Below are 25,698 nucleotides of genomic sequence, written 5' to 3'. Positions count from 1 at the left end.
TATTCTCCGCTTTTATTTTATCCAAAATAGCCTAATTTATCGGTATAAAAATTTGATAGTTATCGCTAAGGCGCGAGTACAGACGGTTCATATCGTTTGAAAACGCCGCAAAGGCGTCTTTTTTGCTGATCTTTTTCGTAAACGGCACGAACTGAAGCAAATTTCGCTCTTTTTTTAGCCTTAAAATTGGATTTGAGTTTTTGTCCTCGACGACCTCGATCTTGCGTCCGAAAATTTTAGCCAAGCTGTCAAAATGCTCCTCCATCTCCTCGTCTGCGCCGTTTCGGCCGAAGTGATAAAGCGTGATCGGCATATCAAGCTGCGAGCAGCAGTCCATGATGACGGCCGACTGGCTCTCTATCTCGTCGCCAAAACCGCTACTTAGCACCACGCCCTTTTTGATCTCGTCGATGTCGCTTTTACCGATGGCGGCGACGGGTTTTTTTAGCTCGAAAAGCAGCCTTTTGTGCGCGGCGAAAAATTTATTGTCCGTCACCACTAGTCCGACGTCGTTTTTAAAAACGTCGTCTTTTATCTGCCCTACTCCGCCTCCGAAATAATCAAACATCACCGTCGCCATCTCATCGTTTACGGATTTTAGCCTTTCGTAGGCTAAATTTAGCGCAGGATTTACGACCTTGACGAAAAGGCGCCTGTTGTTTAGCTTTTCGTGCAGTTTTAGACTCTGCTCAAGCAGCCTTATGCACAGCTTTTCGCCCATTTTTTTCATGTCTAAAAACAGATAAATGTTATGCCCAAACGGGTTTGGAAACTGCCCCGTTTCTTTTTTTACGCTTCTAAATACGCTTAAAAGCACGCTTGGTTCGCCCACTATCAGCAAAACGTCGCCGGGCAGGATCATTAAATTTGGCTTTGCGATCATAAAATTTGAGCCGCGATAAATCATAGCTATGCGCCATTTTTTCTGCGTTATGGAGCTGATGTGACGGTACATAAACGAGCTTCCTACGGGCACTTTTACTTCCATTATCTCGCCCTTGCCAAGGCCTAGGTTATCGGCTACTACGGGGATATCGGGCAAAAAGTCCATGAGCCTAGCCGTTAGCACCGCTCGCGCGTCCAAGACCGTTAGATGCGAGTCGTCCTCCAGTCCGCCAAGCCCCCAAAGATCAAGCATTAAAATTTCCGTTTTTTTGCTGATTTGACGCAGGTTATTATAGACGCTGACCGTATCAAAGCCGTCTTTTAGCATTATCATAAACTGGCTAAAATAGCCGCTGGCTACTTGCCTCAGTCTATCAAGGCTCGTCGGATCAAAGCGGTAAAAGGTAAAATTTTCCAAATTTACGTCCGAGTAATCCTCGTCTCCGCAAGCGATAACTACGTAATGATGCGTGCTGCTTCTGCTTACGAATAGTCTTTCTAAGAAATGTTTTGCTACAATGCCGTCCGCAACTATCAAGATATTTTTCATTAAAACTCCAAATTTAAAGGGACTATTATATCAAAATGACTTTTAGTATAGATAAAACGGACGGTGCGGCGCGCGCGGGCACGCTAATCACCGCTCACTCGACGATCAAAACGCCCGTGTTTATGCCTGTGGGTACCGTCGGCGCCGTAAAAAGCCTAGACGCGGTGGATATGATGCAAATTTTAGACGCCCAAATCATCCTAGGCAACACCTATCACCTCTACTTGCGCCCTAGCAGCAAGGTCGTAAAAGAGCTCGGCGGCCTGCACGGCTTTACTAAATTTAACCGCTCGTTTTTAACCGATAGCGGCGGCTTTCAGGCCTTTTCGCTAAGCAAAATCTCAAAACCGGACGAAAACGGCATCAAATTTAAAAGCCACATCGACGGCAGCGCGCACTATTTCACGCCGCGCTCGGTGCTAGATACCCAGTACGACCTAAACTCCGACATCATGATGATCTTAGACGATCTAGTTGCGCTTCCGGCTGAAAAAAAGCGCGTGGAGCTAAGCATAAAACGCACGATAAAATGGGCGCGCGAGGCGGTAGATTATCATAAATTTAAGCAAAATAACGGCGAAGGGCTCACGCAAAATATATTTGGCATAATCCAAGGCGGCACGGACGAGGCGGCGCGTAAATTTTGCGCCGAAGCTCTGTGTGAGATGCCCTTTGACGGGCTTGCTATCGGGGGGCTTAGCGTAGGCGAAAGCAACCAGGAGATGTACGACACCGTGCAGGCCGTGATGCCATACATCGACGCGGCGCGTCCGCGATATCTCATGGGCGTAGGCACCCCAGAGGACCTCGTAGAAAACGTAGCTCGCGGCGTGGATATGTTTGACTGCGTGATGCCGACGCGAAACGCTCGCAACGGCACGCTATTTACGAGCTTTGGTAAGATAAATATCAAGTCTGCAAAATTTGCCACAGACCGCGCTCCGATAGATCCAGAGTGCGACTGCTACGCGTGCCAAAACTACTCGCGCGCCTATCTTAGCCACCTATACCGCGCGGGCGAGCTGACGTTTTTCCGCTTGGCAAGCCTACACAACTTGCATTATTATCTAAATTTGATGCGGCAGATGAGAGAAGCGATAATGGCCGGCGAATTTGAAAAATTTAGGCGAAATTTCTACGCCAAACGCGGTAAAGATGCGCCGAGCATATAAGGCAAAACCATGAGCGAGCGCGATATCTCGGGGTACTTTTACGACGAGGAGTGCGAGTACGTCTACCTCGTGACGGACGGCAGCGAACAAAACTATAAATTTATCTTTAAAGATGACAAAATTTACGCCCAGGACGGCAGCGAAAGCGGCACTGAGGAGTTTATCCGCGTAGTAAAAAAGATAACGAGCGAGTTTCGCGCCAAGATCGCCGAGCACTCCGCCCAGCTTGAAAGCTACGAGAAAATCTACGCGGGCAAGAGGGATTTTACTAAATTTATCAAAAAGCACGCGGTATTAAAATACGAAATACGCAAATTTCAAAATAAAATTTCGCACTTTTACGAGGCTCTAGCGATCTGTCAAAACGAAAGACCGGGGCTTAAAAAACAGCTCAAAAACTACGTCTACGAAGCCGGCGTGCTAAAAAACGCAGCCTGTGAAAACGCCGCCAGGATAGACGATATCTACGCGCATATACAGAGCCTAAAAAACGACAAAATCAACCGAAACATCTACATCCTCACGCTGCTTTCGGCGCTATTTTTACCGCTAAATTTTATCACGGGATTTTTCGGGATGAATACGAACGGGATGTTTTTAGGCGGCTTTCAAAACGGCACGACAATCGTCGCTGGATCTATGCTTGCGCTTTTTGCGATACTAGCGGGGCTGTTTTGTTTTCTAGGCAAACGGCGGGAGTAAATTTGCAAGGTCATTTGCGGCTAGCCAAATTTAACTAGCCGTCAAATTCGCTGCAAATTTAACGCGCCTCAAAAAAACCGCAAATCATGCGCGCGACATAGTCAAATTTACTCCGCTTTTCCAGCTGCCGCTTTATAGATACCGATTTCGTCTTGCAAAATTTTATATTTTTGAGCTAGCAGGCTGATCCTACCTTCAAGCAGCGAATTTTGGGCCTCCAGATAGTTTTTTAACTCGGTTTTGCCGTAGTCGTATTTGAGCTTATATATGTCGCTGATAGAGCTTAGATTTCGCAAATTTTCGTTTAAATTTCGCAAAACCGCCTCGTCTTTTTGCAGATTTTTATAGCCGGCGTCGATCTCGTTTAGCGCGGTCGTTAGCGTCTGCGCGTAGTTTAGCTTCATCGTCTCAAACTCTAGCTCGGAGATTTTTAACTTTGATTTAAGCTTAGAGTAGTTTAAAAACGGTAAATTTATCGCGATATTTCCGCTTAAGAAATTTAGCTTCAGACCCTCGCTCGCGCTATCTCCGCTACCGCTAAGTCCTACGCCTACCGTGATGCTTGGGTAGAAGTTCTTTTCGCTAACTTTAACCCCCAAAAGCGCCTCTTTGATGCGCGAGATAGCAGCCTGCAAATCAGGACGCGCGCCGATAACGTAAAGCGGCACGTTTAAATTTACGCCCTGCGGCGAGACATCGCTCAAATTTCCGCTCAAATTTAACTCAAACTCGGGCTTAACGTTTAGCAGATTTCTTAGCGTTTTTTCCGCCGCGTCAAGGCTCTTGCTCGCGTTTAAAATTCTATTTTTAGCCGAGATCACCGAGCTTTTTACCTGTTTTAGGCTTAGCTCCTCTTCTTTGCCGAGCTCAAATTTGGCCTTTATGATGGCTTCAAGCTCCTCGTAGTTTTTTAGCGTCTTTTCGTATAGATTTATGCTCTCTTTTTGATATTTCGCTTCAAAATACGCATCCGCGACGGAGTTAATGAGCGCGAGTCTGGCGGCCTCTAGGTCGTATTTGGTCGCGTTTGCTTCCCACATGGCGGCATCTGCGGAGTTTGCGAGCTTGCGCCACAGATCAATCTCGTAGCTTAGCGATACGCCGCTTTTGTAGCTTTCACTCCAGCTGCCGCCCGTTTTTATATTTTTACCAGTTTCCACGCCCAAATTTGCGTTAAAGCTAGGCACGAGATCAGCCTGTAAAACGCCTGCTTGAGCTAGGGCTTTATTTACGGCTATGGCTGATTTTGCCAGATCTATATTATTTTTTAACGCGAGGCTGATTAGCTCGTTTAGGCGCGCTTGGCCGTAGCCCGTCCACCACTCGCGGTTAATCTTTATATCGGCGCTTGCGTCCTCTTTTAGCAAAATTTGCTCATAGTTTTCGTTTATCTGCGTTACCGCGCAGCCGCCAAGCAAAAAGGCGGCTAGGATTATGGAGGTTTTTTTCATTTTATTCCCTTGTTAGAGCGTCGATCGGATTTAGTTTTGAGGCGCTGCGAGCCGGCATATAGCCAAATATCACGCCTATCGCGCTAGAAACCGCAAGCGCTACCACGATAGAAGTCTGCGAAAATATCATCTTTACGCCGGGCGCGAAATTTTCCGCTAGATAGCCGATACCAAATGCCGTCCCGACGCCGATTAATCCGCCGATAAGACACAGTAGTACCGCCTCGATCAAAAACTGCTCGAGGATATTTCCCTGACGCGCGCCGATCGCCATCCTGATGCCGATTTCCTTAGTGCGCTCGGTTACGGAGACTAGCATGATGTTCATCACGCCGATACCGCCCACTAGCAGCGAGATAAAGGCGATACAAGAGATCAGCAGCGTCATGGTTCTAGTAGTCTCCTCGATCGTTTTTTTGATCGTGTCGGAGTTTCTAGTAAAAAAGTCCTTTTTGCCGTGCTTGGCGGTTAAAATTTCCGTTAAACTCTGCTCGGCGATTTGCGCGTTTACGTTATCTTTAACCTTAACCGTGATAGATGATAGGTGCCTATCGCCCGTTAGTTTGTTTATAGCCGCGGTGTATGTAGAAAACGTGCGCAGAGTGCTAGAGTCGGCAAACATATTGTCGTTTTTGGCCACTACGCCGATGATCCTAAATGGGCGTTTGTTAAAAAGCACGGTCTTGCCCAGCGGATCTTCGTTTGCGAAAAACTGCTCCCTAGTTGGCTGATCTATCACGATCACGGACGCCGACTCTGCGACCTCTTGGGCGGTAAATACCCGCCCGGCCTCTACCTTGTAGCCCATGACGTTTAGGCTCTCCTCGCTGCCGCCCCTAATCGTAGCCGAGGCTGATTTGTTGCCGTAGGTGAGCGTGCCGCTAGCGGAGGCGTTTGGCGTCACGCTATCTAGATAGTCTTGCTTAGATAGCATTGCCGCGTCGCTAACGGTCAAATTTCTCACCCGTTCCGAGCGCATATCGCCAAAACCCTTGCCGTTTAGGATATCGATCGTGTTTGTACCGATACCGCGGATATCGGAGAGTATCTGCTCCTGCGAGCCCTGACCTAGCGCTACGACGCAGATGACCGATGTGATGCCGATGATGATGCCAAGCATCGTTAGCGCCGAGCGAAGTTTGTGGCTAAGTATCGCGTTTATCGACATTTTAAAGCTCTCGATAAACTGATCTTTATAAAAGCTAAAGATATTTTTTTGCTTCGGCGACGGTTTTTCGGAGGCGAAAATTTCCTCGCTTTTTACCGTATCGCTCAAAATTTTACCGTCTTTTATCTCGATGATGCGGTTTGCGTATGCGGCGATATTTGGGTCGTGCGTGACGATGATGATAGTGTGGCCTTGCTTGTGTAAATTCGTTAAAATTTCCATCACCATGAGGCCGCTTTTGCTATCTAGCGCGCCCGTAGGCTCGTCTGCTAGGATGATCTCGCCGCCGTTTATGAGCGCTCTAGCGATCGAGACTCGCTGCTGCTGCCCACCGCTAAGTTTATTTGGCAGATTTTGCAGCTTTTCGCCAAGACCGAGCCCTTCTAAAAGCTCGCTCGCTTTTTTATCGCGATCTTTTTTAGAAATGCCCGCATATACGCTAGGCAAAGCTACGTTTTGCAGCGTGGTTAGCGTAGATAGCAGGTTATAGCGCTGAAAGATAAAGCCAAATTTTTCCCTACGCAAACGCGCCAGCTCGTCGCCTTCAAATTTAGATATGTCGCGCTCTTCTAGCAGGTACTGCCCGCCGCTTGGATTATCCAGGCAGCCAAGGATGTTCATGAGCGTGGATTTACCCGATCCGCTTTGTCCGATGATAGCGATAAACTCGCCCTTTTTTATGCTCAAATTTACGTCTTTTAGCGCGTCAAAGGTATTATCGCCGAGCTTAAATTTCTTGCTTAAATTTTTAAGTTCTATCAAATTTTTCAAGACGCTACCTTAAAAGCCCATTCTTCTTTTTTCTTGTTCGAGCATTTCGCTAATTTCAGCCGCCGAGTTTCGCTTCGTCACGACCTCCTCGCCTTCCTCTACTCCGCTTAAAATTTGAGTTTTTAGGCTGTCGGTTAGTCCCGTTTGCACCTCTCTTCGCTCGGCCGTATCTAGCCCGTCTTTATCCTTTTTTAGCACGTAGACTACGCTTTTGCCGTCTTCGTTTTTGACGGCTATCGAGGGCACTATGACGGCGTCTTTAGCGCTATCTAGGATGACGGTATTTTGCGTGGTCATACCGATCCTTAGCGTGCCATCGGCATTATCCACGATAGCTTTGGCGTAGTAGTAGATCGCCGAACTGCTCGAGCTTGAGGCGGTCGAGCCGGAGCTTGTGGTCGTGGTGTATTTGCCGTTGCTTAGCGTGGTTAGCCCCGGATCTATCGAGCTAATACGCGCGTGAAATTTACGATTCGGCTCGGATAGTATCGAGTACTCGACCCTTGAGCCTACCTTTATCTTCGTGATGTCGCCCTCGGCGATCTCCATTTTTAGCTGCACTTTGCTTAGATCTGCGATATTTACGATAGTGGGCGTAGTTTGATTTGAGTTTACGGTTTGACCCTCCTCGACCTGCACGGAGACCACGACGCCGCCTTTTGGAGCGGTGATTTTAGTGTAGCCAAGATCTATCTGAGCGGTGTTTAGAGAGATTTTAGCCTGCACGATTTGCGCCTCAATCTCTTTTAGCGAGGCTTCGTTTGCGGCTAAGGTATTTTTGGCGTTTTCAAACTCCTCTTTTGAGGTTGCGTTTTTAGCAAAAAGCTCTTGCTCGCGCTTAAATTTGGTCTTTGAAATCTCAAGCGCGACTTTGGCCGAATTTAACTTCGCTTCGTAAATCCCAAGCTGCGCTTTTTTGGTATCTACGTTATTTTGCTGGGTCGCGGAGTCGATTTCTGCTATCATGTCGCCGGCTTTTACGACGTCGCCGAGCTTTACGTAGAGCTTTTTGATCTGACCGCCTACCTGTGCGCCTACGTCGATTAGCTCGGTAGCATAGATCTCGCCGTTACTTTCGATACTTTTTACTAGCTCGCCGCGAACGGCTTTTGAGGCGATAAACTGATCGACTTGCGGGACGTTATTCTTATCGTAAAAATAATAGCCCGCACCCGCCAAAATAGCTACGATAACGATAAATTTGATAAATTTCTTCATTTTTCTCGCTTTATTTAATTTAAAATGCGCGATTATATACAAAAATGCGTTAAGGCGATGTTAAGTAATTCAACTAAATTTTATTTTTCTTTAATGCTAGCCGCCGTATAATCGCGTTTTTAAAATTTATAACTCGGATTACGCAAATGTTCACGCAATTATTATCCATTTTTATCATTATCGCTTCGGGCTACGGGGCGAAAAAATTTAAAGTCTTCGAACAAAAAAACGCCTCCGTTTTCATAAACTACGCGCTTTGCTTCGCGCTTCCGGCGCTGATTTTCGATAAAATTTACCACGTAAACATCGACACCACGCTTATCAACGTCATCGCCACGGGTTTTGCTTGTTCAATGCTGGGTGCTGCGGCGATATTTTTGGCGTGCAGATTTTTAAAATTTAACAAAGCCACGACTGTGAGCGCCGTGCTGCTAGGGATGTTTGGAAATACCGTATTTATGGGTATGCCTATCATCAAGGGCTTTTTCGGCGAGGACGCGATGAACGAAGTTATCTTTTACGATCAGTTAGCCACCTCGATCCCGATTAGCATTTTTGGGCCTTTTATCCTGGCTTTCGGCGCTCCGGCGAAGGTTTCGCTCGTGCAAAACGTTATGAAAGTGATCAAATTTCCCCCTTTCGTCGCGCTTATTTTGGGCTTTTTGCTTCGCGGCTTTCCGCTTCCAAAGGTGCTATTTGACGCGCTTACGCTTTTTGCGCAAAGCGTCGTTCCGGTAGCTCTTTTTGCGATAGGCATCGGACTTGGATTTAGGAGCATCAAGAGCTGTTACAAATCAACGGCCGTGGTAATCGCGGGCAAGATGCTGCTAGCGCCTTTTATTTTTATATTAGTCACGATAGTTTTGGGCGTAAATTTCGGTCAAATTTGGATGATAGGCATATTACAGTGCGCCATGCCGCCGATGGTGCTAGCAAGCGCGATGATCATGAAAGCAGAGCTTGATAGCCAGCTAGCAGTAGCTGCCGTAGCCGTGGGAGTGGCGTTTAGCTTTATTAGCCTGCCGCTTTTATCGTACGTTTTTAGCCTGATGGCATAAATTCACGCTCGTTTCACGTTTCTTGGCTAAACTTCCATCATAAATTTTCTTAAAGGAGATGCTATGAAAAAGTTAGCTTTAGTTGCGCTTAGCGCGTTGTTCGTTACAGGTTCTATCTTTGCCGCCGAGATGAAAGGCGATATGATGGAGAAAAAAGATACCATGATGGAAAAGAAGGACGCCATGATGGAGAAAAAAGACGATATGATGATAAAAAAGGATGAAATGAAGGGCGACATGAAAGAGATGAAAGACGATATGGGTAAAAAGAAAGACAATATGAAAGACATGAAAAAGGATAAGATGTAATGACGCAAATTTTGCTCGTAGAGGACGATGAGACGCTAAGCGAACTCATCAGCGAGTATCTGAGCGAACAAGGCTACGACGTGACCGTTCGCGCCGATGCTAAAGCAGCTCTAGATACCGCCTACGAGCGAAATTTTGATATCCTCATCCTCGACGTCAAGCTACCTAAAGGCGACGGTTTCTCCCTTTTGCGCGAACTTAGGCGGCTTGGCGACGACACGCCTGCGATCTTTACCACTTCGCTAAACGCGCTGCAAGACCTAGAAATCGGCTACAAAAGTGGCTGCGACGACTACCTAAAAAAGCCGTACGAGCTAAAAGAGCTTTTGCTTCGTATTCAAATTTTAATCAAGCGCAAATTTTCTCACGTAAATGACGAATTTATCGAGCTTAACGACGGATATAAATTTTATCCAAGCTCCAAAACGCTCCGGCAAAACGGACAAATCGTAAACCTCTCAAACAAAGAAAGCGAGCTTTTGGCGCTATTTTTGGAAAATAAAAACGCGCTGCTGAGCAAAGAGACGATATTTGAGAAAATTTGGAACTACGGCGAAGAGCCCAGCGAGCTGAGCCTGCGAGTTTACGTCAAAAACTTACGCCGCATTTTAGGCAAGGACGCGATCATAAATAGGCGCGGCGACGGATATATCTATGTCTGAGCGCTCCGCCGTTATAGCTAAAATCCTCTCGCTTTATCTCATCACTAGCGCCCTATTTTTGGGATATTTTTTTACGAACGACTATAAGATGAAAAAGGAAGCCCTCATCTCAAACGAGGTAAAAAATCTAAAAGAGATCAAGATGGGTATCTATATGAAAGCGCGTATGGACGGGCTTGGCGCAGTAAAAAGCTTTACCGCCGAAAAAGACGTCAAAGCCTGCATCGTAGCTAAAAGCGGTCAAATTTTATACGGCGAGGCGGGCTGCGCTAAATTTGACGACGCCCAGAGTAGCACGGTCGTATCAGACGGCAAGGTGACGATATTTGAGGCTTTGCAAAATATGGACGAAGGCGGCGCGGACGAGCTAGCCACGGCAAAGATCGCGCTAAGCGGTAAAAATGTCACGAGCGAGCTAAATTTGCTTCGACTGCGTACGGCGCTAAATTTGCTTATCGTTTTAGGCGTCATCATGATAATCGCCTTTTATCTAGCAAAGACCGCGCTAGCGCCGCTTCACGCCAAGATCGCCGCGCTAAATCGCTTTATCAAAGACTCTACTCACGAGTTAAACGCGCCCCTTAGCGTCATACTTATGAGCATCGAAACGGCAGATAAAAGTAGCCTAAGCCAGAGAAATTTAAAGCGCCTAAACAACATCCAAATCGCCGCCAAAACGCTAAGCCGTACCTATGAGGACCTAACGTATTTATCCTTTGGCGCCTCACGCTCCGCACCAAAAGAGGAGCTAAATTTGAGAGACATTTTAAATGAGCGACTCGAATTTTTTGCTCCGTTTTTTGCTAAACGGGGGCTTGATTTAAGGCTAAATTTAAAAGACGCTCTCATAAATGCAAACGGCTATGAGCTAAAACGCGCGGTAGATAACCTACTAAGCAACGCCGTAAAATACGCAAACCAAGGCGGCTACGTCGCGGTTAGTTTGCAAGACGGCGAGCTAAAAATCTCAAATAGCGGCGAGGGGTTAAGCAAAGAGCAGCAAGATAAAATTTTCGAGCGATACACGCGGTTTAACGAAGACCAAGGCGGCTTTGGCATAGGGCTAAATTTAGTTAAAAGAGCCTGCGAAAACAACGCTATATCCGTAGCCTGCGAGAGCGAATCCGGCAAAGAAACTACCTTTACGCTTAGGTGGACTCATTAAATTTGACGATTTTAAGGATGCACGTTTGGCTAGATAAAATTTGCGAAAAAGCCAGCCGTAAAAACAGCCTAGCTTTATCCGCAAATTTTACCCGAGCAACCAAATTTGCTAAATTTTAAAATTTTCTATCTCATTAAAATTTAGATACCGATAGATCTGTGCCTCTTTGCCCGCAAGCTTTTGGGGCACTATGCTCATGTATTCAGAGATGCTAGGTAGCCTGCCTAGCACGGCGCAAACGGCCGCTAGCTCGGCGCTGCCTAGATACACGCGCGCGCCCATGCCCATTCGGTTATCAAAATTTCTCGTTGAGGTTGAAAACACGGTCGCGCCGTCGTTCACGCGGGCTTGATTGCCCATGCAAAGCGAGCATCCAGGCACCTCCGTGCGAGCACCCACCGCGCGGAAGATATCGTAGTAGCCCTCCTTTTCTAGCAGTACCTGATCCATCTTTGTTGGCGGCGCGATCCAAAGGCGAGTGGGCAGCGTCCCAAGCCCCCGCAGAGCCTCGCCTAGCGCGCGGTAGTGGCCGATATTGGTCATACAACTACCCACAAACACCTCGTCGATCTTATGCGGGCGCGAGCTATCGGCTAGCACTTCGCTCAGAGTCGCGACGTCGTCGGGGTCGTTCGGGCAGGCTAGGATGGGTTCTGTTATCTCATCCAAATTTATCTCAATCACCTCGGCGTAGCGCGCGTTTTTATCGGCTCGCAGCAAGCTAGGCGCCGCTAGCCACTCGCGCATTTTCGCCGCACGGCGCTCTAGGCTAGCCCTACTTTCGTAGCCCGCCTCTATCATGGCCTCGATGAGAGCGACGTTTGAGCGGACGTATTCGGCGACGCTCTCGATACTCAAATTTACCGCGCAGGCCGCTGCAGAGCGCTCGGCAGAAGCGTCGCTTAGCTCAAAGGCCTGCTCGACTTTTAGCTCCTCCAGCCCTTCAATCTCTAAAATTTTACCCGCAAATACGTTTTTCTTGCCCTTCTTTTCGACGGTGAGCAGCCCGCGCTTGATCGCGTAGTAGGGGATCGCATTTACTAGATCGCGCAGCGTCACGCCCTTTTGTAGCCGCCCGCTAAATCGCACGAGCACGGACTCTGGCATATTTAGCGGCATAGCCCCAGACACCGCCGCAAACGCTACCAGTCCGCTACCCGCAGGAAAGCTCACGCCAATAGGAAACCGCGTATGGCTGTCGCCGCCCGTGCCCACGGTATCTGGCAGTACCATGCGATTTAGCCACGAGTGTATGACGCCGTCGCCCGGCCTTAGGCTCACTCCGCCGCGCGAACTCATAAATTTAGGCAGCGTCCTTTGCGTCTCGAGGTCGCTAGGCTTTGGATACGCCGCCGTGTGACAAAAGCTCTGTAACACGAAATCAGCTGAAAATCCAAGACTAGCCAGCTCTTTGATCTCGTCGCGCGTCATCGGTCCGGTGGTGTCCTGCGAGCCTACAGTGAGAGTCGCCGGTTCGCAGTATTGCCCGGCTCTGATACCCTGCACGCCGCAGGCCTTGCCCACGATCTTTTGAGCTAGCGTGTATCCCTCGCTCTCGTCCGTTTGCGGCTGCGCGGGCCTTGCGAATATATCCTCCGCGCCTAAATTTAGCGCCGCTCTGGCCTTAGCGCAAAGCGAGCGGCCGATGATGAGCGGTATACGCCCGCCCACTCTGATCTCGTCAAATATGGTGTTTGGCGCAAGCGTAAAACGAGCGACCGGCTCGCCTTCGGGCTTGGCAGCTGTGTCCAAATTTGCCTCGTCCGCCTCGTACTCGAATTTGCCGCCGTTTTTGTCACCGTAAATTTGAACCGCGTCAAATTTACCCTCGGCGCTCAAATTTACCCGCCCGACGCGCAACATCTCGCCCGCATACGGGTAGATATCCACGACGTCGCCCGTTTCTAGCGCGCTTACGTCGGCTACTATCGGCAGTGCGCCGCTATCCTCGGCGGTGTTGAAAAATATCGGCGCGATCGCCGTGCCTATCACGATGCCGCCCGTTTTTTTGTTCGGCACGCCCTCTATCTCGCGCCCGAGGTGCCACTGGATGGAGTTTATGCCGCTTTTTCGGCTACTGCCCGTACCCACGACGTCGCCTGCGTAGACGACTTCTAGCCCGCTTTTTTTAAGCTCGCGGATCGCTTCTAGGCTGCCCGGCTGACGCTTAACTAGCATCGCGTTTGCATGCAGCGGGATGTCTGAGCGCGTGTATGCCTCGCTAGCGGGACTTAGATCGTCGGTGTTGGTTTCGCCGGCGACCTTAAATATGACCGCTCTAATGCGTCGCGGCAGGCTCTCGCGCGCCCTAAACCACTCCGCTTCCGCCCACGAGCGCAAGACCTCTAGCCCAAATTTATTGCTTTTAGCAAGCTGCGCTACGTCGTTAAAATAATCATGCACGAAAATCGTCTCTTTTAGCACGTTACAGGCGGCCTGAGCTACGGCCTCGTCGGCGTTTTTTAGGCTTTCAAGCAGCACTATGACGCTGTATCCGCCAAGCATCGGCCGCAGCAAATTTACGGCGGCGATTTTATCAAGGCCGCTTATCTCAAGCCCGTGATTTATAATCTCGTTTAAAAACTCCGCCTTTACCTTCGCCGCGTCGTCTACGCCCGGATTTACGCGATTTGCGAGTAAATTTACGAGCCGCTTTATCCTCTTTTGATTTTCATCTAACCTTGCGGCGATAATCGCTTCGCCCTCGCTGCCCGGCTCCATCGGTGGCACGCGTCCTGAAAGTAAGCCTAGATACTCCCTCTCGTGCACACTTTCAAGCTTTAAAAGCTCGCAAACTTTTCTGGTCTGCTCCTCGTTTAGCGGTAGCGGCGGCACGCCTAGGGCCTCGCGCTCTTTTACGTGCTTTTCGTACTGCGTGAAAAAGTCCATCGTTTATCCTTATTAAAATTTACGTAATTTTAGCAAAACAAAGCGAAATTTGGCTAAATTTAAGCACTTGATTTTAAGGAATTACGATGCAAAAAGCGTATTTTGACTCGCCTATCGGCGTTTTGGAGATTTGCGGCGACGAGAGCGGAGTTTGCGAGCTAAATTTCGTGCGAGATTTTGTCCGTACGGACGTAACGGATGCAAATTTAAAGCTCTGTTTAAGCGAGCTTGAAAGGTATTTTAAAGGCGAACTTAAAACCTTTAAAACGCGGCTAAATATCGGCGGCACGGCATTTCAAAGGTGCGTTTACGAAAATCTGCAAAAGATCGCTTACGGGCAGCGCGTGACGTACGCCCAGCTGGCAGCGATGACGGGGCGGCCGAAGGCGTTTCGCGCGGCAGGCTCGGCAAACGCAAAAAACAAAATCCCCGTCATCGTGCCCTGCCACAGAGTCGTCGCCTCAAACGGCCTTGGCGGATACAGCGGCGGCGAAGGGCTAGCGACTAAAATTTGGCTTTTGGAGCATGAAGCGAAATTTAAAGACAAAGCTTAGCGTCTTTAAAATTTAACAGTGCAATTCGTCCAAACAAGCACAAATTTGACGGCTTAATTTTAGTTAAGCTCAAACCTGACTACACGAAGTACGGCACCGTTTTTAGTCGGCAAAACGCGAGGTAAATTTGCCGACTAAACCGAGCAAATTTACTAAAGTCTAAATCTAGCAAGCAAATAAACTCAGCCCGTTTCAAAACTCAAATTTAAATACAAAGTCGCCGGTAAATTTGAGGCGAAAATCTATCCGCAAAAAAGTTAAAAATAAATTTAAACCGCAAACAAAAATGCAAATTTGGCTCAAAACCGCGCCGCTTTGGCTTTTTGCGCCGTCTTGCTGGATAGTAAAATTTATCATCCAAAACCCCGCTCAAAAAACATCAGCCAAAAACATCTCTTAAGCCGGCGCAAACCGCTAAAATTTATTATTTTTGCCCTTGGCTTGCGTGAGATCCCTACGATTTAAAAACCATACTATAAATAGAAAAAAGGCGGCTATTTTTAAGCATGCGTAGATTGAATCCATGCGTCTCTGTGGCGTTTGCAGTTCATCTTCGTAGCTATATTTGACGTAAACCTTACCCGCATCGTCTTCTAGCTGCAAAATTCTATTTCCTAGCGGCACTACCTTGCTATATATAACCGCCCTCTTTTTTATGAGCGGTCTATACGACTCGTCATCTCTGCTATCTATGTAGTATGACACCGCTGAGCCGTCATCCAGCCTCAGTTTTAGCTTTCCGTCGCCTTTTAGACCGTAGTTTGCAGACTCCACCGTCCCTACGTTTTTCGTTAGTTCGTTTAGCGGTTTAAAATCGCTATAAAAAATCATATCCTTGATAGTAAATACGATCAAAGTAAGACACAAACCGACCATAGCCATCAAAAATGCCGAAAAGATACTTCTTAAGGCAGAGCCGTTACCGTAGTAAAATCCCCTTTTTATAAAAACTACGTATAAATATGAGTTTTTGATTTTTTCTTTAAATTTCTCCAAATTTAACTCCCATTACTTGATACTATTTATCCGCAAAAACTAGCGTAAATGCGCCGCTAGCAATCAGCGCGATACCGATCCACTCTCTAAAGCTCGGGCGCTCGCCTAAAAATATAACAGCAAAAATGACGACCAAAACGACGCTAAGCTTATCTATGGGCGCTACCTGCGACGCAGAACCCATCTGAAGCGCTTTAAAATACGCCAACCACGACGCGCCGGTAGCCAGTCCGCTAAGCGTCAAAAATAGCCAGTTTCGCGCGCTTAGCTCGCCAAGCGGCTGCCACTTTTTAGCATATGTGAGAAACAAAACCAAAGCTGCTGCGATAACGAGCGTCCTGATAAAAGTCGCGAAATTTGAGTCTATACCCTCAAGCCCGACTTTGGCGAAAATCGCCGTAAGCGCGGCAAAAACCGCCGAAGCTAACGCCCATAAAGCCCACTCTTGCATGATTTATCCTTTGCAAAATTATAGTCAAATTTTACGGCAAATTTAACTCAAAAGGAAACAAAATTTAAAATAAAAAATAAGAGAAAGCTGCAAAGCGGTTAAATTTACTAGCGCCTTGCAGTCAAAATAAAAGGAGTCAAATCAAAACGGCAAGCCAAATTTATCCAAACTTGCCGTTTTGATGGATTAAAATTTCTTTTTCCTAACGTCTTCTACGATAGCTTTTGCCATGTTGTCCACTTCGCTAGTTACCCTGCTCGTGGCGTTGGCTATATTAACGTTTTGTTTAGTGAGCTCATCGACCTGGGCAATGCTTTGATTTATCATATTTATAGCTTCGCTTTGCTCTTTGATGTTTTCGCTCATCTCGTTGATCCCTTGAGCCAGGACGTTTGTGTTGGCTTCGATTTCGCCGAGACTCTTTTGCGTGCGTTCGGCTAGCTTTCTAACCTCGTCGGCCACGACGGCAAAGCCGCGTCCGTGCTCGCCTGCGCGCGCCGCCTCGATGGCTGCATTAAGTGCTAGTAAATTCGTCTGATCGGCGATGTCGCGGATGATCACGATGATATGCTTGATCTCATCGCTTTGCCTAATGACGTCGACGGTTTTTTGACTAATAGCGTTCATCGAGCTACTCATCTGCTCTACGGCTGCGGCGCTTTCTTGGAGAGAATTTGACTGCGTGCTAGCGCCCTGAGCTACTTGCTTCATGGATTCGTCTAGCATATGGACTTTTTCTTCTAAAATTTGAGCTTTTTCTAGGTTAAACGCGAGCATACCGGCTATCTCTTCGCCAAGTTCGTTCGTAACGAGCTCGACGTCGCCTTTGGCGTCTGCGATCCTTGACGTGAAATCAGATTTTCTAAAATCGTTAAAAGCTTTTTGGATCACGTTTAGATCGCTACCGACTTTGTGCTCCAAAACATCTAGCATTTTATTTAAAACGTCTTTTAGCTCGACTAGTTTCGGGTTGGCCGGGTTGTCGGTTATCCTAGCTCTTAAATTTCCGTTTTCTATCTGCTTTGCGGCCTCTACGGACTGAGATACCGCTCTGGCGTCTTGGCTAGCGTTGTCGCAAATTTTAGCTATATTGTCGTTTATCAGCTTGCTCATTACGCCGAATTCGTCTTTTGTGTTTACTTTTGAAACGACGGGCTCTTTTGTCTCGAAATTTAAAAATTTAAAGAAGCTGATCAAAGCGCTAGTGATCGTATTGATCGGGCTAAGCGATCTTTTGAGCAAGAAATGCACGATCGCAGATAAGACGAATATAAATATAGCGGCCAAGATAAGCTGAATCTTTAAGATAGGCAAGGTGTGCGTGCTAAAAAAGCGGGTTTTGGCTCTAAATTTTAACTCGGGAAATTTTAGCACGATCAGCGGCAAAGATATCGGCGCGGAGTACATAAAAATCGCCGGTGGCGTAAATTTAAGCTCCCAAGATAACGAGACGGATTTTAAGATTTCAAAGACGATAAACGAGGAGCAAGTTATTATCTTTAATCCCGACGTCATCATCACAAATTCTCGCGAAGGCAAGGAAAAAATCCTAAATAATCCTGCGTTTAAACAACTAAAAGCGGTCAAAGACGGCGCCGTCTTCATCGTGCCTAGCGGAGTTTATCTGTGGTCGGTTAGAAGCGCCGAGGGCGCCTTGCAGCCGCTTTGGCTAGCCAAGACCTTTTATCCGCAAATTTTCGCAGATGTAAATTTGGAAGAAGAAGTGAAGAAATTTTACCTTAAATTTTACCGCTACGAACTAAGCGACGAGGAAGTAAAACAAATACTAAATCCAAAATAAGACCGCTAAATTTTTGCCTCGCTTCGCAAACGCGGGGCGAATAAATTTAGCCCTCGCCGCTTTTGCGTTTTTATAAATTTAAGCCCGTTTGGGTATAATCTGCCCTTTTAAACGCGAGGAAAATATGCCCCTTTCAAAACTAAATCAAGAACAATACGCCGCCGCGACCGCTCCTGCCGGGCACAATCTAGTTATCGCAAGTGCGGGCACCGGTAAAACCAGCACCATCGTCGCGCGCATCGCTCATCTGCTAAATTTAGGCGTAAAGCCCGAAAAAATCCTACTACTAACCTTCACCAACAAGGCCGCGGCCGAGATGATCGAGCGTCTAAACCGACATTTTGATAAAAAAATCACCTCGCGCATCACGGCGGGCACATTTCACTCGGTTTCTTATTCGCTGCTTAAATTTCTAGAAAAACCGGTCACGCTAAAGCAGCCTAGCGAGCTGAAGACGCTGCTAAAATCGCTCGTCGAGAGACGCAAATTTAACCACCTAAGCGACGTTAAGCCTTATGGGGGCGCCTATCTTTACGACGCGTATTCGCTGTATCAAAATTTAGCCTTAAAGCAAACGTTTGGCGAATGGCTAAAAGAGCGAAGCGATGAGCAAGGCGTATATGCCGAGATTTATGAGGACGTTTTGCGCGAATTTGAGGAGGAAAAGAGCAAATTTGGCTATGCGGATTTTAACGACCTGCTTATCAAAATGCGTAACGAACTGAGAAAAGGCGCGCCGCTAAAATTTGAGGAAATTTTAGTCGACGAGTATCAGGACACAAACTCCCTGCAAGGCTCGCTAATCAGCGCTTTTGAGACGAAAAGCCTTTTTTGCGTCGGGGATTTTGACCAGAGCATTTACGCTTTTAACGGCGCAAACATCGAGATCATCGGCTCGTTTAAGGACCGCTTCGCAGACGCTAAAATTTACGCGCTAAACATCAACTATCGCAGCAGCTCGGCTATCCTAGCACTTGCCAACAAGGTGATCGCAAACAACCCGCGCCTTTACGAAAAAAAGCTAGTCGTCGGCCGCGAGGGTAAATTTACCTCGCCAAAGCTGCTTGTTTATAGCGAGCTTTTCGATCAGTACGCAAACATCGCGCAGATCATCGCCGTTTCAAAATATAAACAAGAAAATATCGCCATCATCTTTCGCAACAACTCAAGCGCCGACGGCCTAGAAGTCGCGCTGCGAGAGCTGGGTATCGGCTCCAAGCGCAAGGGCGGCGTGAGTTTTTTTGAGAGCCGCGAGGTACGCGCTGCGATGGATCTGCTAGGCATCCTTATAAATCCAAAAGACATCATGGCCTTTATCCACGTGTGCGAATACGCAAAAGGCGTGGGCGCTGCGCTTAGCAAGGAGATTTTTGAAGTGCTAAGCAAGGTCGGACACGGCGACGTCGTGCGAGGATTTTTGCAGCCCGACGATAGCGTGGAAGCCTTTGCCAAAAAAACCAAAAACTACCAGCTGGGGCTTTTTGACGAGCTTGACGAGGTCGGGGAGAAGTCGCGCTTTGCTAAATTCAACTTTAGCGAGAAATTTTTCGCCCACCCCGTGCTAAAAATGCAAAAACTAAGCGAGAGCGGCGGGCAATTTTTGTATGAAATTTACAACTTTTTAAGCGCCGCCAAACGCCACTCGCGCCCAACCTCGCTGATAGAGGATCTCAAAAATAGCAAAATTTACGCCCTCATCGCGGATAGCCTCGCGACCAAGCGCGCCACACAAAAAAACGGCAACATCGACGAAACGCTAAAAAAAGAGGCCCTGGAGCGCATCGCGGGCAAGCTAGAGGTGCTGGGCGAACTAGCCAAAAACTACTCGGAGGCGGAGAAATTTTATAACTTTATCACTCTGGGCAGCAGCGAGATGAGCAGCGGCGAAGGTGTAAATTTGCTAAGCGTGCACGCATCAAAGGGGCTTGAGTTTGACCTCGTTTTCGTAGTCGATCTCGCGCAAAATCGCTTCCCGAACCTCAAACTCATGAGCATGGGCGGCTCGCTCGAGGAGGAACGGCGACTCTTTTACGTCGCGGTCACGAGGGCGCGCGACGAACTGATTTTAAGCTATGCCAAATACGACAAAATCAAAAAGATAAACTACCAACCCAGCCAGTTTTTGATCGAGGCGGGGATGGCTAGCGCCGGGATTTAAATTTGACGGCAAATTTGACCGATGTGAAATTTGAAGTCGTTTAAATTTAGCCGCCTTATTTTATCTTTCATATGCCGCAGTCGGCGCTTGGCATAACCTGCACCTTGAAAAGGCATTTTTTTAAATCAATCTCCGCCGATGCAAGCGGACTAAATTTCAAATCAAATTCGAGTAGCTAGAAGTAGCGCCGCTAAATTTAACTGCGCCGCCCAAGCCCCAAATTTACGCCTACATAAAGCTCGGCGCGTCGTTTGAAAAAAGGATCAGATCGCCCGCTTTGGTGTTTTGTGCTAGGGCTTCTTGTATTTTTGATTTGTCCTTGATGACGATGACTTTTGGCCTGCTTAGGTGCTTTAGTAGCGCGACGGCGTTTAGCGAGCTTGTTAGCATAACGATGTCAAAGGTCTTGTTGATGATCTTGCTTAGCTTTTCGTTCTCTTCGTCGCTGCTCTCCATGATGCCGGGCGTCACGAGCACCTTTCGCCCCTCGTAGCTACCGACTAGCTCGTAGCTCGCGCTCATACCGTTAAAGTTACCGTTAAAACCGTCGTCGATGATGATTTTACCGCCGGCATCGATACGCTCGAGTCTATGCTCGACGTTTTTTAGGCGCGAGAGAGCGGAGGCGATCCTGGCCTCGTCTAGCCCCAGATATAGCGCGGTTTTGACGCAGACGGCTAGATTTGCGGCGTTAAATTTACCAAGCAGCGGCGAGCTAAATTCCCTCTCTCCAAGCTTAAATTTGACCCCATCCAAGCTTGCCTCCACGCCGCTTAGGTTTTTATCGTAAATTTCTATCTTCTCGCCCTCGCTTGCCTGCGTGCTACTGTGCACGAAAGCCTTTTCTAGGCGCTTTGAGTTAAGGGCTTCAAGCTTTGTAGCGCGGATATTTTCAAGCGTCTTAAAGTACTCGATATGCTGCGCGCCGATCTCGCCGACGATCGCGATCTGCGGGTTCAAAAACTCCGTGATCTGCGCGATGTCGCCTTTTAGACGCGCGCCCGCCTCGGCGATATATATCTGCGTACCGGCGGCAAGTTCGTTATTTACGTCTTGGATGAGGCCTGCTAGCGTGTTTACGCTGCGAGGGGTTTTGCGGCAGGCGAAGTCATTTTTAAGTAGCTCAAATAGGAAATTTTTGATGCTGGTTTTGCCAAAACTCGCCGTTATCATGATGATTTTAAGCTCAGGCATCGAGGCTAGCTTTTTGCGCGCGCTGTTTTCGTAGGCCTTAAATTTAGCCTTTTCCAGCAAAAAGCTAAGCGCAAAAGAGAGCACGAGCGGCAGGACGACGCCTAAATTTACGCGGTGCTGCGTCGCGAGATAGACGGCGTAGCTAGCGATAACCGCGAGCGCTAGGATAACAAAAAATCGCTTGACTCGCGGCGTAAAAACCAGCTTTTTATCAAGCTTTTTATGCCAAAGAGTGAGGCTTGGCACCAGCGCAAAGTAAAAATAAATCCAGAAAAATCGCTCCGCCCCGTAAAAAAGCACGATCGGCACGATGAGGAAAAACACGTGCCACAGCGGCCTAGTGAAGTGAAACAGCACGCGCTCAAACTTGTATGAAAACCACTGAAGGCAGGTGATGAGATAAAATCCGAGTGCAAACGTAAATAAAATTTGCGTCGCGGCAAGGCCGATATTTATGAGGGTTTCGTTCATTTTTTCTCCTAGGTTCACTTAAGCGGGCTTTTGTTTGCGCCATTTTTTGCCAAATTTAGCGTTTTGCAGTTTGTTTTTGCGTGCTTGACGTAAATTTGATAGTTTTTCCGTTAAATTTGAGAGCAAATTTATCCGCCTTGTTTTTTACGCCGTAAAACGCAAATTTGTCAGCCTAGATTTTACAGATTTTGGGCTTAAATTTAGCTCGTAAATTTGATGCAGGCCCGCCAAACCCGCATAAATTTAATGCTAATAACTAAGTCAAAAGCGCAAATACAAAATTTGCGCGCTAGTTTAAATCAAACGTTTGTTGCACAGGCTTTTTGGGGCTTTTTTGAGCGTCTTGCTCATCTTTTGGTAAAATTTGATTTTGCTCGTCTCTGCTTAAAACGCCATTTTTGGGTTCCGATTGATTTTGTGCGATTTCTTGCCCGTCAAACAAATTTTCTTTAAAAATTTGACCGTTTTTGGCGCTTACATCGTCAAGCTGCGGGTTTTGACCCGCAAGGTTACCGTTTTGCGACTGCTCGTCAAAAAGGCTGCTTTGCGAGACGGTTTTTGCGCTTATGGCGACCTCTTGTTCCAAAGCCTCTTGGATAGATTCCGTCAAATTTTGCTCGGTAGGGTTTTTAAGATCGCCGTTTTCATCGGCACTCCAGGCTTTTTCGCTTAAATTTTCATGGTTTTTCGGGCTTAAAATTTTCACGCTCTCTATCCCACTTTCATCATCCAAATTCGTCAAATTTAGCCCCGCATTTACGACGCCGTCGATGTAGCGCGCGTGGAGCAAAAAGAAAAAATGATCGCCCTTTAGTGCGTGAAATTCGCTGTTTTTGATGAGACGACTTACGCGTTCGCCGCTTTTTAGAGGCGTGGCTTTGTCCTCCTCGCCCCAAAATATAAACGCCTTGCCGCCAAAGTCCGCAAATTTAGAGCTAAAATCCTCATCGACGACGTTTTTTAGAGTCTCGTACATCGTTTTGCTCATGCCTTTTACGTCTTTCGTGGCGAAAAATTTGTATAAAAACCCAAGACCGAACATCTTTAAAAATTTAAACAAAGCGATCTTAAATCGCACCCAAAGCGGCTTTTTAGCTACGATGCCGGCCGAGCTTAAAAGCGCGAGATATTCGGGATTGAGCAGGGTTGCGACCTTGCCGCCGAAGCTATGTCCAAAGATGATTTTGGGGTTCGCGCCAAGCTCGTCTAAAAAGGATTTCATGATTTTTGCGTAGTCTTTCGTCGCTAGCGCGCCGTGCATACTGCTCGCGCCAAAGCCGGGCATATCGACGTAAACGTGCCGAAAGTCCTTAAAATACGTGCCGAAAGCCTTTTTCATGATCTCTTTGTTTGCGCCCCAGCCGTGCAAAAATAGCGCGACGTCCTTGTGCGCGGGATTTACGGTTTCGTAGCTGATGCGGTAAATTTTGCCGCCGTATTTTACCTCTTTGACCGCCATTATTCGCCGCTTCCGGCTCGTTTTTTAGCCTCATAAATGCTTTGCAGTACCTCCACAGCCTCGCATAGGCGCTCATACTCGCCCATATTTAGCAGCACGGCTTCAAATTTATTATTTTTGACGATCACCGCGCGCTTCATCTGCGCCTTGCCGACTTTACCCAAGACGGCGCTGAAATTTCGCACCACTTCGGTCGCCGTGTAAATTTCATCTTTGCTAAAAGTAGTCATTTGTGTTCTTTGTGTAAAATTTTATGTAAAATATAGCATATTATCTTTAAATTCAAATTAAAATATAATAGCGCATTATGTTCTTTGAAATTTATTTTAGAGTATTTTATATTTTTGGCGCGAAATTTGCAAGCATGTAAAGGGCGGGCGGAATTTGGCTTTAGCATGGAAAATGAGCAAAATTTACCCAAAAAACAGGACTTTAAAATAGAGATTTTAAATTTACAACCGAGCCAAACACAGTAAATTCGAAGAAATATCGGTTTGCCAAATTTCGTAAAAACCAAGCCGATCGGTTTGAAAATTAAGCTAAATTTGGCCCGCAAATCGACATTTTAACACTACAAGCCAAAAACTATATGCCAATAAATACTGCCGATCCTAGAAATGGTATTTGGATAACTAAAAGACCGCAATCAGCTTTCAATCGTCATCTGCCAAGCTTTAAAATTTAAAAACCGGCGACCAAATTTAGTAACGATATCTCAAAGTGCAACAATCGCAACCAAGTTTTTTGAAAAGCCGCCAAAAACAAGCCGTTTAAAGCGGTCAAATTTGCTAAAAAGGCACCGGGAAATGCCGACGTTTCTTTACAGCTTGCCTTTCGCTGACGTTATAGAGTTGATAAATTTGTAGTCGATATTTATCTCGCGCTCTTTGGGTAAGCTTACGGCGAGTCGCTCCAGCGTCCCCTCAAAATCGTCAAATAGATAATTCGCCAAGCTGCCCGGATTTGGATTGATCTCGTTTAGATATACTTCGCCGTTTATCTCGAAAAAGTCGCAGCGTATCAGCGCCCCGTCAAAGCCGCAGTTGTAGATGCGCTCAAAGCTTTGTTTTAGCTTGGCGGCTAACTCTGCGCCGATGTCGGCCTCGCGCACCCTGCTCTCGTTTGAAAAGCTCATATATTTTTGCTCGTAGTCTAGAAATTCCTTCTTTTTAGGCTCTTCGATGATGGAAAATTTGATCTCGCCGCCCGTCTTGCAGCCTGCTAGATTGTACTCCTTCACGCCCTCGATAAAGGGCTCTACCAGGATCTCTTTGTCAAACTCGTATGCCACGTCTAGGCCGTATTCTAGCTCGTTAGCGTCTTTTATCACGCTAACTCCGATCGAGCTTCCTAGGCGAAGAGGCTTTAGGATCACGGGCAGCGGCAGGCTAGGCGCCTTTCCTCTGCTTACAACCTCGTAGTTTAGGGTATTTACGCCCGCTTTTTGCGCGAGCAGCTTGGTTAGCTCCTTGTTGTAGCTTAGCGCGCTAGCCTCCACGCGAGGGCCGATATAGCTAAGGCCGTAAAACTCGAGCAGCGCCGCGATCTTACCGTCCTCGCCGTCCATACCGTGGACTAAATTTATAAATACGTCCGCCTCGATCTTTTTCTCGCCGAGTAACCCGCCAGCGAAAAATCCGCCCTGCTTAAGAGCGAGTTTTTTGTTGTTTTTATACTTGCCAGAGCTAAAGAAATTAGCCTTCATATCGGCGCCGTTTATCAAGTAAAATTCTCTAAATTTATCGCAAAATATAAATAAAGGTTCGTTTTTTAGCACCTTTTTTAGGGCTATTGCGCTCACGATACTGATCTCGTGTTCGTAGCTTTTAGCGCCGAATATCACAGCAAATTTCATATCTTTTCCTTTTTTATGCTAGTTTTTTTAGGGCTTGTTTGACGAGTTCGCCCGTATTTTGAGCGTCGCACTCGCTAAGCGCCTTGGTTATCTTTTCTCTTTTAAAGCCGAGGCTCTCAAGCGCCAAGATCGCTTCGTGCTGATAGCTAGGCAGATTTTCGTCCATCGTCATCTTTGCGTCGCTAAGTTCGGCGATGATGCGTCTAGCCGTCTTTGCGCCGATGCCCGGCACCGTTTGTAGCGCCGCCGCATCTCCGCTTTTAACCGCGTTTAAAAATGCGTTCGGATTTAGGCTCGAGCACACCGCCATCGCCGTCGCCGCGCCGATACCGCTTAGTTTTATCAGCATCTCAAACATCTTTTGCTCGTTGCTATCTAAAAATCCGTAAAGCAAATCCACATCCTCGCGGATGATCTGCGTGATGTTTAGCTCCACGCTCTGGCCTCGCTCGAGCTTTGCCGAGCAAAAAAGCGAGATAGCTACGCCGTAGCTCACGCCGCCGGCTGTTTTTAAGATGAGATTTGCGGGCTCTTTTTTGGTTATGACGCCCTCGATCGCTTTTATCATCGTTTTCCTTTAAAATTTGCGATTATCTCTAAAATTTGATTAATTCTTGCAAAAATTTATCCGTAACCTCGCTAAAGGCGGCGTTTAGAGCCTTCATCGCGATTTCGCCCTCGTCCGCGCCTGCATCTTTTTGCGAGTTTAGCACGACGCTTTTTAGCTCTTTGCCGTCTTTAAAAAAGCTAAACATCATC

General features: G+C 47.2%; 22 protein-coding genes and 1 pseudogene. 10 read left to right on the top strand and 13 right to left on the bottom strand.

Annotated elements, in window-relative coordinates:
* Positions 1 to 31: 31 nt before the first annotated feature.
* On the bottom strand, positions 32 to 1,435 hold the full coding sequence (locus tag E4V70_RS00110; protein WP_122862887.1) for a COG3400 family protein: 1,404 nt from the start codon (positions 1,433 to 1,435) through the stop codon (positions 32 to 34).
* 35 nt (positions 1,436 to 1,470) lie between these two features.
* Here E4V70_RS00110 and tgt point away from each other — a divergent pair, with 35 nt between their 5' ends.
* Together tgt and E4V70_RS00100 are read left to right on the top strand one after the other, a co-directional pair.
* On the top strand, positions 1,471 to 2,607 hold the full coding sequence (gene tgt, locus E4V70_RS00105; RefSeq protein WP_122862886.1) for a tRNA guanosine(34) transglycosylase Tgt: 1,137 nt from the start codon (positions 1,471 to 1,473) through the stop codon (positions 2,605 to 2,607).
* Positions 2,608 to 2,616: 9 nt separating this feature from the next.
* A complete protein-coding gene (locus E4V70_RS00100; RefSeq protein ID WP_122862885.1) occupies positions 2,617 to 3,309 on the top strand; it encodes a CorA family divalent cation transporter in 693 nt (230 codons plus the stop codon).
* A gap of 107 nt (positions 3,310 to 3,416) precedes the next feature.
* On the opposite strand, the gene E4V70_RS00095 is transcribed toward E4V70_RS00100, so the two are convergent.
* From E4V70_RS00095 to E4V70_RS00085, 3 genes are read right to left on the bottom strand one after another with little or no spacing between them, the layout of a single operon-like run.
* Positions 3,417 to 4,760 carry a TolC family protein gene (locus E4V70_RS00095; RefSeq protein ID WP_122862884.1) on the bottom strand — a complete coding sequence of 448 codons (1,344 nt, stop codon included), beginning with the start codon at positions 4,758 to 4,760 and terminating at the stop codon, positions 3,417 to 3,419.
* Between the two features lies 1 nt (position 4,761).
* Positions 4,762 to 6,690: a MacB family efflux pump subunit gene (locus tag E4V70_RS00090; protein ID WP_122863156.1), complete on the bottom strand. Its 1,929-nt coding sequence runs from the start codon at positions 6,688 to 6,690 to the stop codon at positions 4,762 to 4,764.
* Between the two features lie 18 nt (positions 6,691 to 6,708).
* Positions 6,709 to 7,917, bottom strand: a complete 1,209-nt coding sequence (locus tag E4V70_RS00085) for an efflux RND transporter periplasmic adaptor subunit (protein WP_122863155.1) — start codon at positions 7,915 to 7,917, stop codon at positions 6,709 to 6,711.
* Between the two features lie 146 nt (positions 7,918 to 8,063).
* Here E4V70_RS00085 and E4V70_RS00080 point away from each other — a divergent pair, with 146 nt between their 5' ends.
* From E4V70_RS00080 to E4V70_RS00065, 4 genes are all read left to right on the top strand, one after another.
* Positions 8,064 to 8,975, top strand: coding sequence for an AEC family transporter (locus tag E4V70_RS00080; RefSeq protein WP_122862883.1), 912 nt, complete (start codon positions 8,064 to 8,066; stop codon positions 8,973 to 8,975).
* Positions 8,976 to 9,038: 63 nt separating this feature from the next.
* The gene (locus tag E4V70_RS00075; RefSeq protein WP_122862882.1) at positions 9,039 to 9,284 is read left to right on the top strand and encodes a hypothetical protein; all 246 of its coding nucleotides are present in this window, start codon (positions 9,039 to 9,041) and stop codon (positions 9,282 to 9,284) included.
* Positions 9,284 to 9,946 (top strand): response regulator transcription factor, encoded by a 663-nt coding sequence (locus tag E4V70_RS00070; protein WP_122862881.1) that lies wholly within the window; start codon positions 9,284 to 9,286, stop codon positions 9,944 to 9,946. Before E4V70_RS00075 ends, E4V70_RS00070 begins: the two co-directional genes overlap by 1 nt.
* The gene (locus tag E4V70_RS00065; RefSeq protein WP_122862880.1) at positions 9,939 to 11,111 is read left to right on the top strand and encodes a sensor histidine kinase; all 1,173 of its coding nucleotides are present in this window, start codon (positions 9,939 to 9,941) and stop codon (positions 11,109 to 11,111) included. The genes E4V70_RS00070 and E4V70_RS00065 overlap by 8 nt, the downstream gene beginning before the upstream one ends.
* A gap of 108 nt (positions 11,112 to 11,219) precedes the next feature.
* Here E4V70_RS00065 and E4V70_RS00060 read toward each other — a convergent pair whose 3' ends face one another.
* Positions 11,220 to 14,000: a bifunctional aconitate hydratase 2/2-methylisocitrate dehydratase gene (locus E4V70_RS00060; protein WP_122862879.1), complete on the bottom strand. Its 2,781-nt coding sequence runs from the start codon at positions 13,998 to 14,000 to the stop codon at positions 11,220 to 11,222.
* Positions 14,001 to 14,086: 86 nt separating this feature from the next.
* Here E4V70_RS00060 and E4V70_RS00055 point away from each other — a divergent pair, with 86 nt between their 5' ends.
* A complete protein-coding gene (locus E4V70_RS00055) occupies positions 14,087 to 14,554 on the top strand; it encodes a methylated-DNA--[protein]-cysteine S-methyltransferase (protein WP_122862878.1) in 468 nt (155 codons plus the stop codon).
* Positions 14,555 to 14,968: 414 nt separating this feature from the next.
* Here the strand turns inward: E4V70_RS00055 and E4V70_RS00050 are convergent, their stop codons facing one another.
* From E4V70_RS00050 to E4V70_RS11175, 3 genes and pseudogenes are all read right to left on the bottom strand, one after another.
* On the bottom strand, positions 14,969 to 15,550 hold the full coding sequence (locus E4V70_RS00050) for a hypothetical protein (protein WP_122862877.1): 582 nt from the start codon (positions 15,548 to 15,550) through the stop codon (positions 14,969 to 14,971).
* A 22-nt stretch (positions 15,551 to 15,572) separates the two neighbouring features.
* On the bottom strand, positions 15,573 to 16,001 hold the full coding sequence (locus tag E4V70_RS00045; protein ID WP_122862876.1) for an EamA family transporter: 429 nt from the start codon (positions 15,999 to 16,001) through the stop codon (positions 15,573 to 15,575).
* A gap of 186 nt (positions 16,002 to 16,187) precedes the next feature.
* Positions 16,188 to 16,658 (bottom strand): annotated as a pseudogene (locus E4V70_RS11175) (methyl-accepting chemotaxis protein); the annotation flags it as partial.
* Between the two features lie 664 nt (positions 16,659 to 17,322).
* Here E4V70_RS11175 and E4V70_RS00035 point away from each other — a divergent pair.
* Positions 17,323 to 17,802, top strand: a complete 480-nt coding sequence (locus tag E4V70_RS00035) for an ABC transporter substrate-binding protein (protein ID WP_232037786.1) — start codon at positions 17,323 to 17,325, stop codon at positions 17,800 to 17,802.
* A gap of 124 nt (positions 17,803 to 17,926) precedes the next feature.
* Positions 17,927 to 19,960: an ATP-dependent helicase gene (locus E4V70_RS00030; RefSeq protein WP_122862970.1), complete on the top strand. Its 2,034-nt coding sequence runs from the start codon at positions 17,927 to 17,929 to the stop codon at positions 19,958 to 19,960.
* 228 nt (positions 19,961 to 20,188) lie between these two features.
* On the opposite strand, the gene E4V70_RS00025 is transcribed toward E4V70_RS00030, so the two are convergent.
* The 3 genes from E4V70_RS00025 to E4V70_RS00015 form a co-directional block, all read right to left on the bottom strand.
* Entirely contained in the window at positions 20,189 to 21,625 is a 1,437-nt protein-coding gene (locus E4V70_RS00025; protein ID WP_122862969.1) for a Mur ligase family protein, read from the bottom strand.
* A gap of 289 nt (positions 21,626 to 21,914) precedes the next feature.
* Positions 21,915 to 23,084 carry an alpha/beta fold hydrolase gene (locus tag E4V70_RS00020; RefSeq protein ID WP_122862968.1) on the bottom strand — a complete coding sequence of 390 codons (1,170 nt, stop codon included), beginning with the start codon at positions 23,082 to 23,084 and terminating at the stop codon, positions 21,915 to 21,917.
* Entirely contained in the window at positions 23,084 to 23,314 is a 231-nt protein-coding gene (locus tag E4V70_RS00015) for a type II toxin-antitoxin system Phd/YefM family antitoxin (protein ID WP_002947827.1), read from the bottom strand. Before E4V70_RS00015 ends, E4V70_RS00020 begins: the two co-directional genes overlap by 1 nt.
* Positions 23,315 to 23,398: 84 nt before the next feature.
* On the opposite strand from E4V70_RS00015, the gene E4V70_RS10615 reads away from it, so the two are divergent.
* Complete coding sequence (locus E4V70_RS10615) at positions 23,399 to 23,560, top strand: hypothetical protein (protein WP_172603239.1); 162 nt, start codon at positions 23,399 to 23,401, stop codon at positions 23,558 to 23,560.
* Positions 23,561 to 23,904: 344 nt separating this feature from the next.
* Here E4V70_RS10615 and E4V70_RS00010 read toward each other — a convergent pair whose 3' ends face one another.
* The gene (locus E4V70_RS00010) at positions 23,905 to 24,939 is read right to left on the bottom strand and encodes a D-alanine--D-alanine ligase (protein ID WP_122862967.1); all 1,035 of its coding nucleotides are present in this window, start codon (positions 24,937 to 24,939) and stop codon (positions 23,905 to 23,907) included.
* A 13-nt stretch (positions 24,940 to 24,952) separates the two neighbouring features.
* Positions 24,953 to 25,507, bottom strand: a complete 555-nt coding sequence (gene ruvA, locus E4V70_RS00005; protein ID WP_122862966.1) for a Holliday junction branch migration protein RuvA — start codon at positions 25,505 to 25,507, stop codon at positions 24,953 to 24,955.
* Between the last annotated feature and the right edge of the window lie 191 nt (positions 25,508 to 25,698).

The sequence above is a fragment of the Campylobacter showae genome (genome assembly GCF_900699785.1).
In the GTDB taxonomy this organism is placed as follows: Bacteria; Campylobacterota; Campylobacteria; order Campylobacterales; family Campylobacteraceae; genus Campylobacter_A; species Campylobacter_A showae_D.
This window is presented reverse-complemented; position numbering and strand designations above follow the sequence as displayed.

Coding starts and splice junctions, on each gene's coding strand:
- E4V70_RS00110 (WP_122862887.1), bottom strand. CDS start 1,435: ATGAAAAATATCTTGATAGTTGCGGACGGCATTGTAGCAAAACATTTC.
- tgt (WP_122862886.1), top strand. CDS start 1,471: ATGACTTTTAGTATAGATAAAACGGACGGTGCGGCGCGCGCGGGCACG.
- E4V70_RS00100 (WP_122862885.1), top strand. CDS start 2,617: ATGAGCGAGCGCGATATCTCGGGGTACTTTTACGACGAGGAGTGCGAG.
- E4V70_RS00095 (WP_122862884.1), bottom strand. CDS start 4,760: ATGAAAAAAACCTCCATAATCCTAGCCGCCTTTTTGCTTGGCGGCTGC.
- E4V70_RS00085 (WP_122863155.1), bottom strand. CDS start 7,917: ATGAAGAAATTTATCAAATTTATCGTTATCGTAGCTATTTTGGCGGGT.
- E4V70_RS00080 (WP_122862883.1), top strand. CDS start 8,064: ATGTTCACGCAATTATTATCCATTTTTATCATTATCGCTTCGGGCTAC.
- E4V70_RS00075 (WP_122862882.1), top strand. CDS start 9,039: ATGAAAAAGTTAGCTTTAGTTGCGCTTAGCGCGTTGTTCGTTACAGGT.
- E4V70_RS00070 (WP_122862881.1), top strand. CDS start 9,284: ATGACGCAAATTTTGCTCGTAGAGGACGATGAGACGCTAAGCGAACTC.
- E4V70_RS00065 (WP_122862880.1), top strand. CDS start 9,939: ATGTCTGAGCGCTCCGCCGTTATAGCTAAAATCCTCTCGCTTTATCTC.
- E4V70_RS00060 (WP_122862879.1), bottom strand. CDS start 14,000: ATGGACTTTTTCACGCAGTACGAAAAGCACGTAAAAGAGCGCGAGGCC.
- E4V70_RS00055 (WP_122862878.1), top strand. CDS start 14,087: ATGCAAAAAGCGTATTTTGACTCGCCTATCGGCGTTTTGGAGATTTGC.
- E4V70_RS00045 (WP_122862876.1), bottom strand. CDS start 16,001: ATGCAAGAGTGGGCTTTATGGGCGTTAGCTTCGGCGGTTTTTGCCGCG.
- E4V70_RS00030 (WP_122862970.1), top strand. CDS start 17,927: ATGCCCCTTTCAAAACTAAATCAAGAACAATACGCCGCCGCGACCGCT.
- E4V70_RS00025 (WP_122862969.1), bottom strand. CDS start 21,625: ATGAACGAAACCCTCATAAATATCGGCCTTGCCGCGACGCAAATTTTA.
- E4V70_RS00020 (WP_122862968.1), bottom strand. CDS start 23,084: ATGGCGGTCAAAGAGGTAAAATACGGCGGCAAAATTTACCGCATCAGC.
- E4V70_RS00015 (WP_002947827.1), bottom strand. CDS start 23,314: ATGACTACTTTTAGCAAAGATGAAATTTACACGGCGACCGAAGTGGTG.
- E4V70_RS00010 (WP_122862967.1), bottom strand. CDS start 24,939: ATGAAATTTGCTGTGATATTCGGCGCTAAAAGCTACGAACACGAGATC.
- ruvA (WP_122862966.1), bottom strand. CDS start 25,507: ATGATAAAAGCGATCGAGGGCGTCATAACCAAAAAAGAGCCCGCAAAT.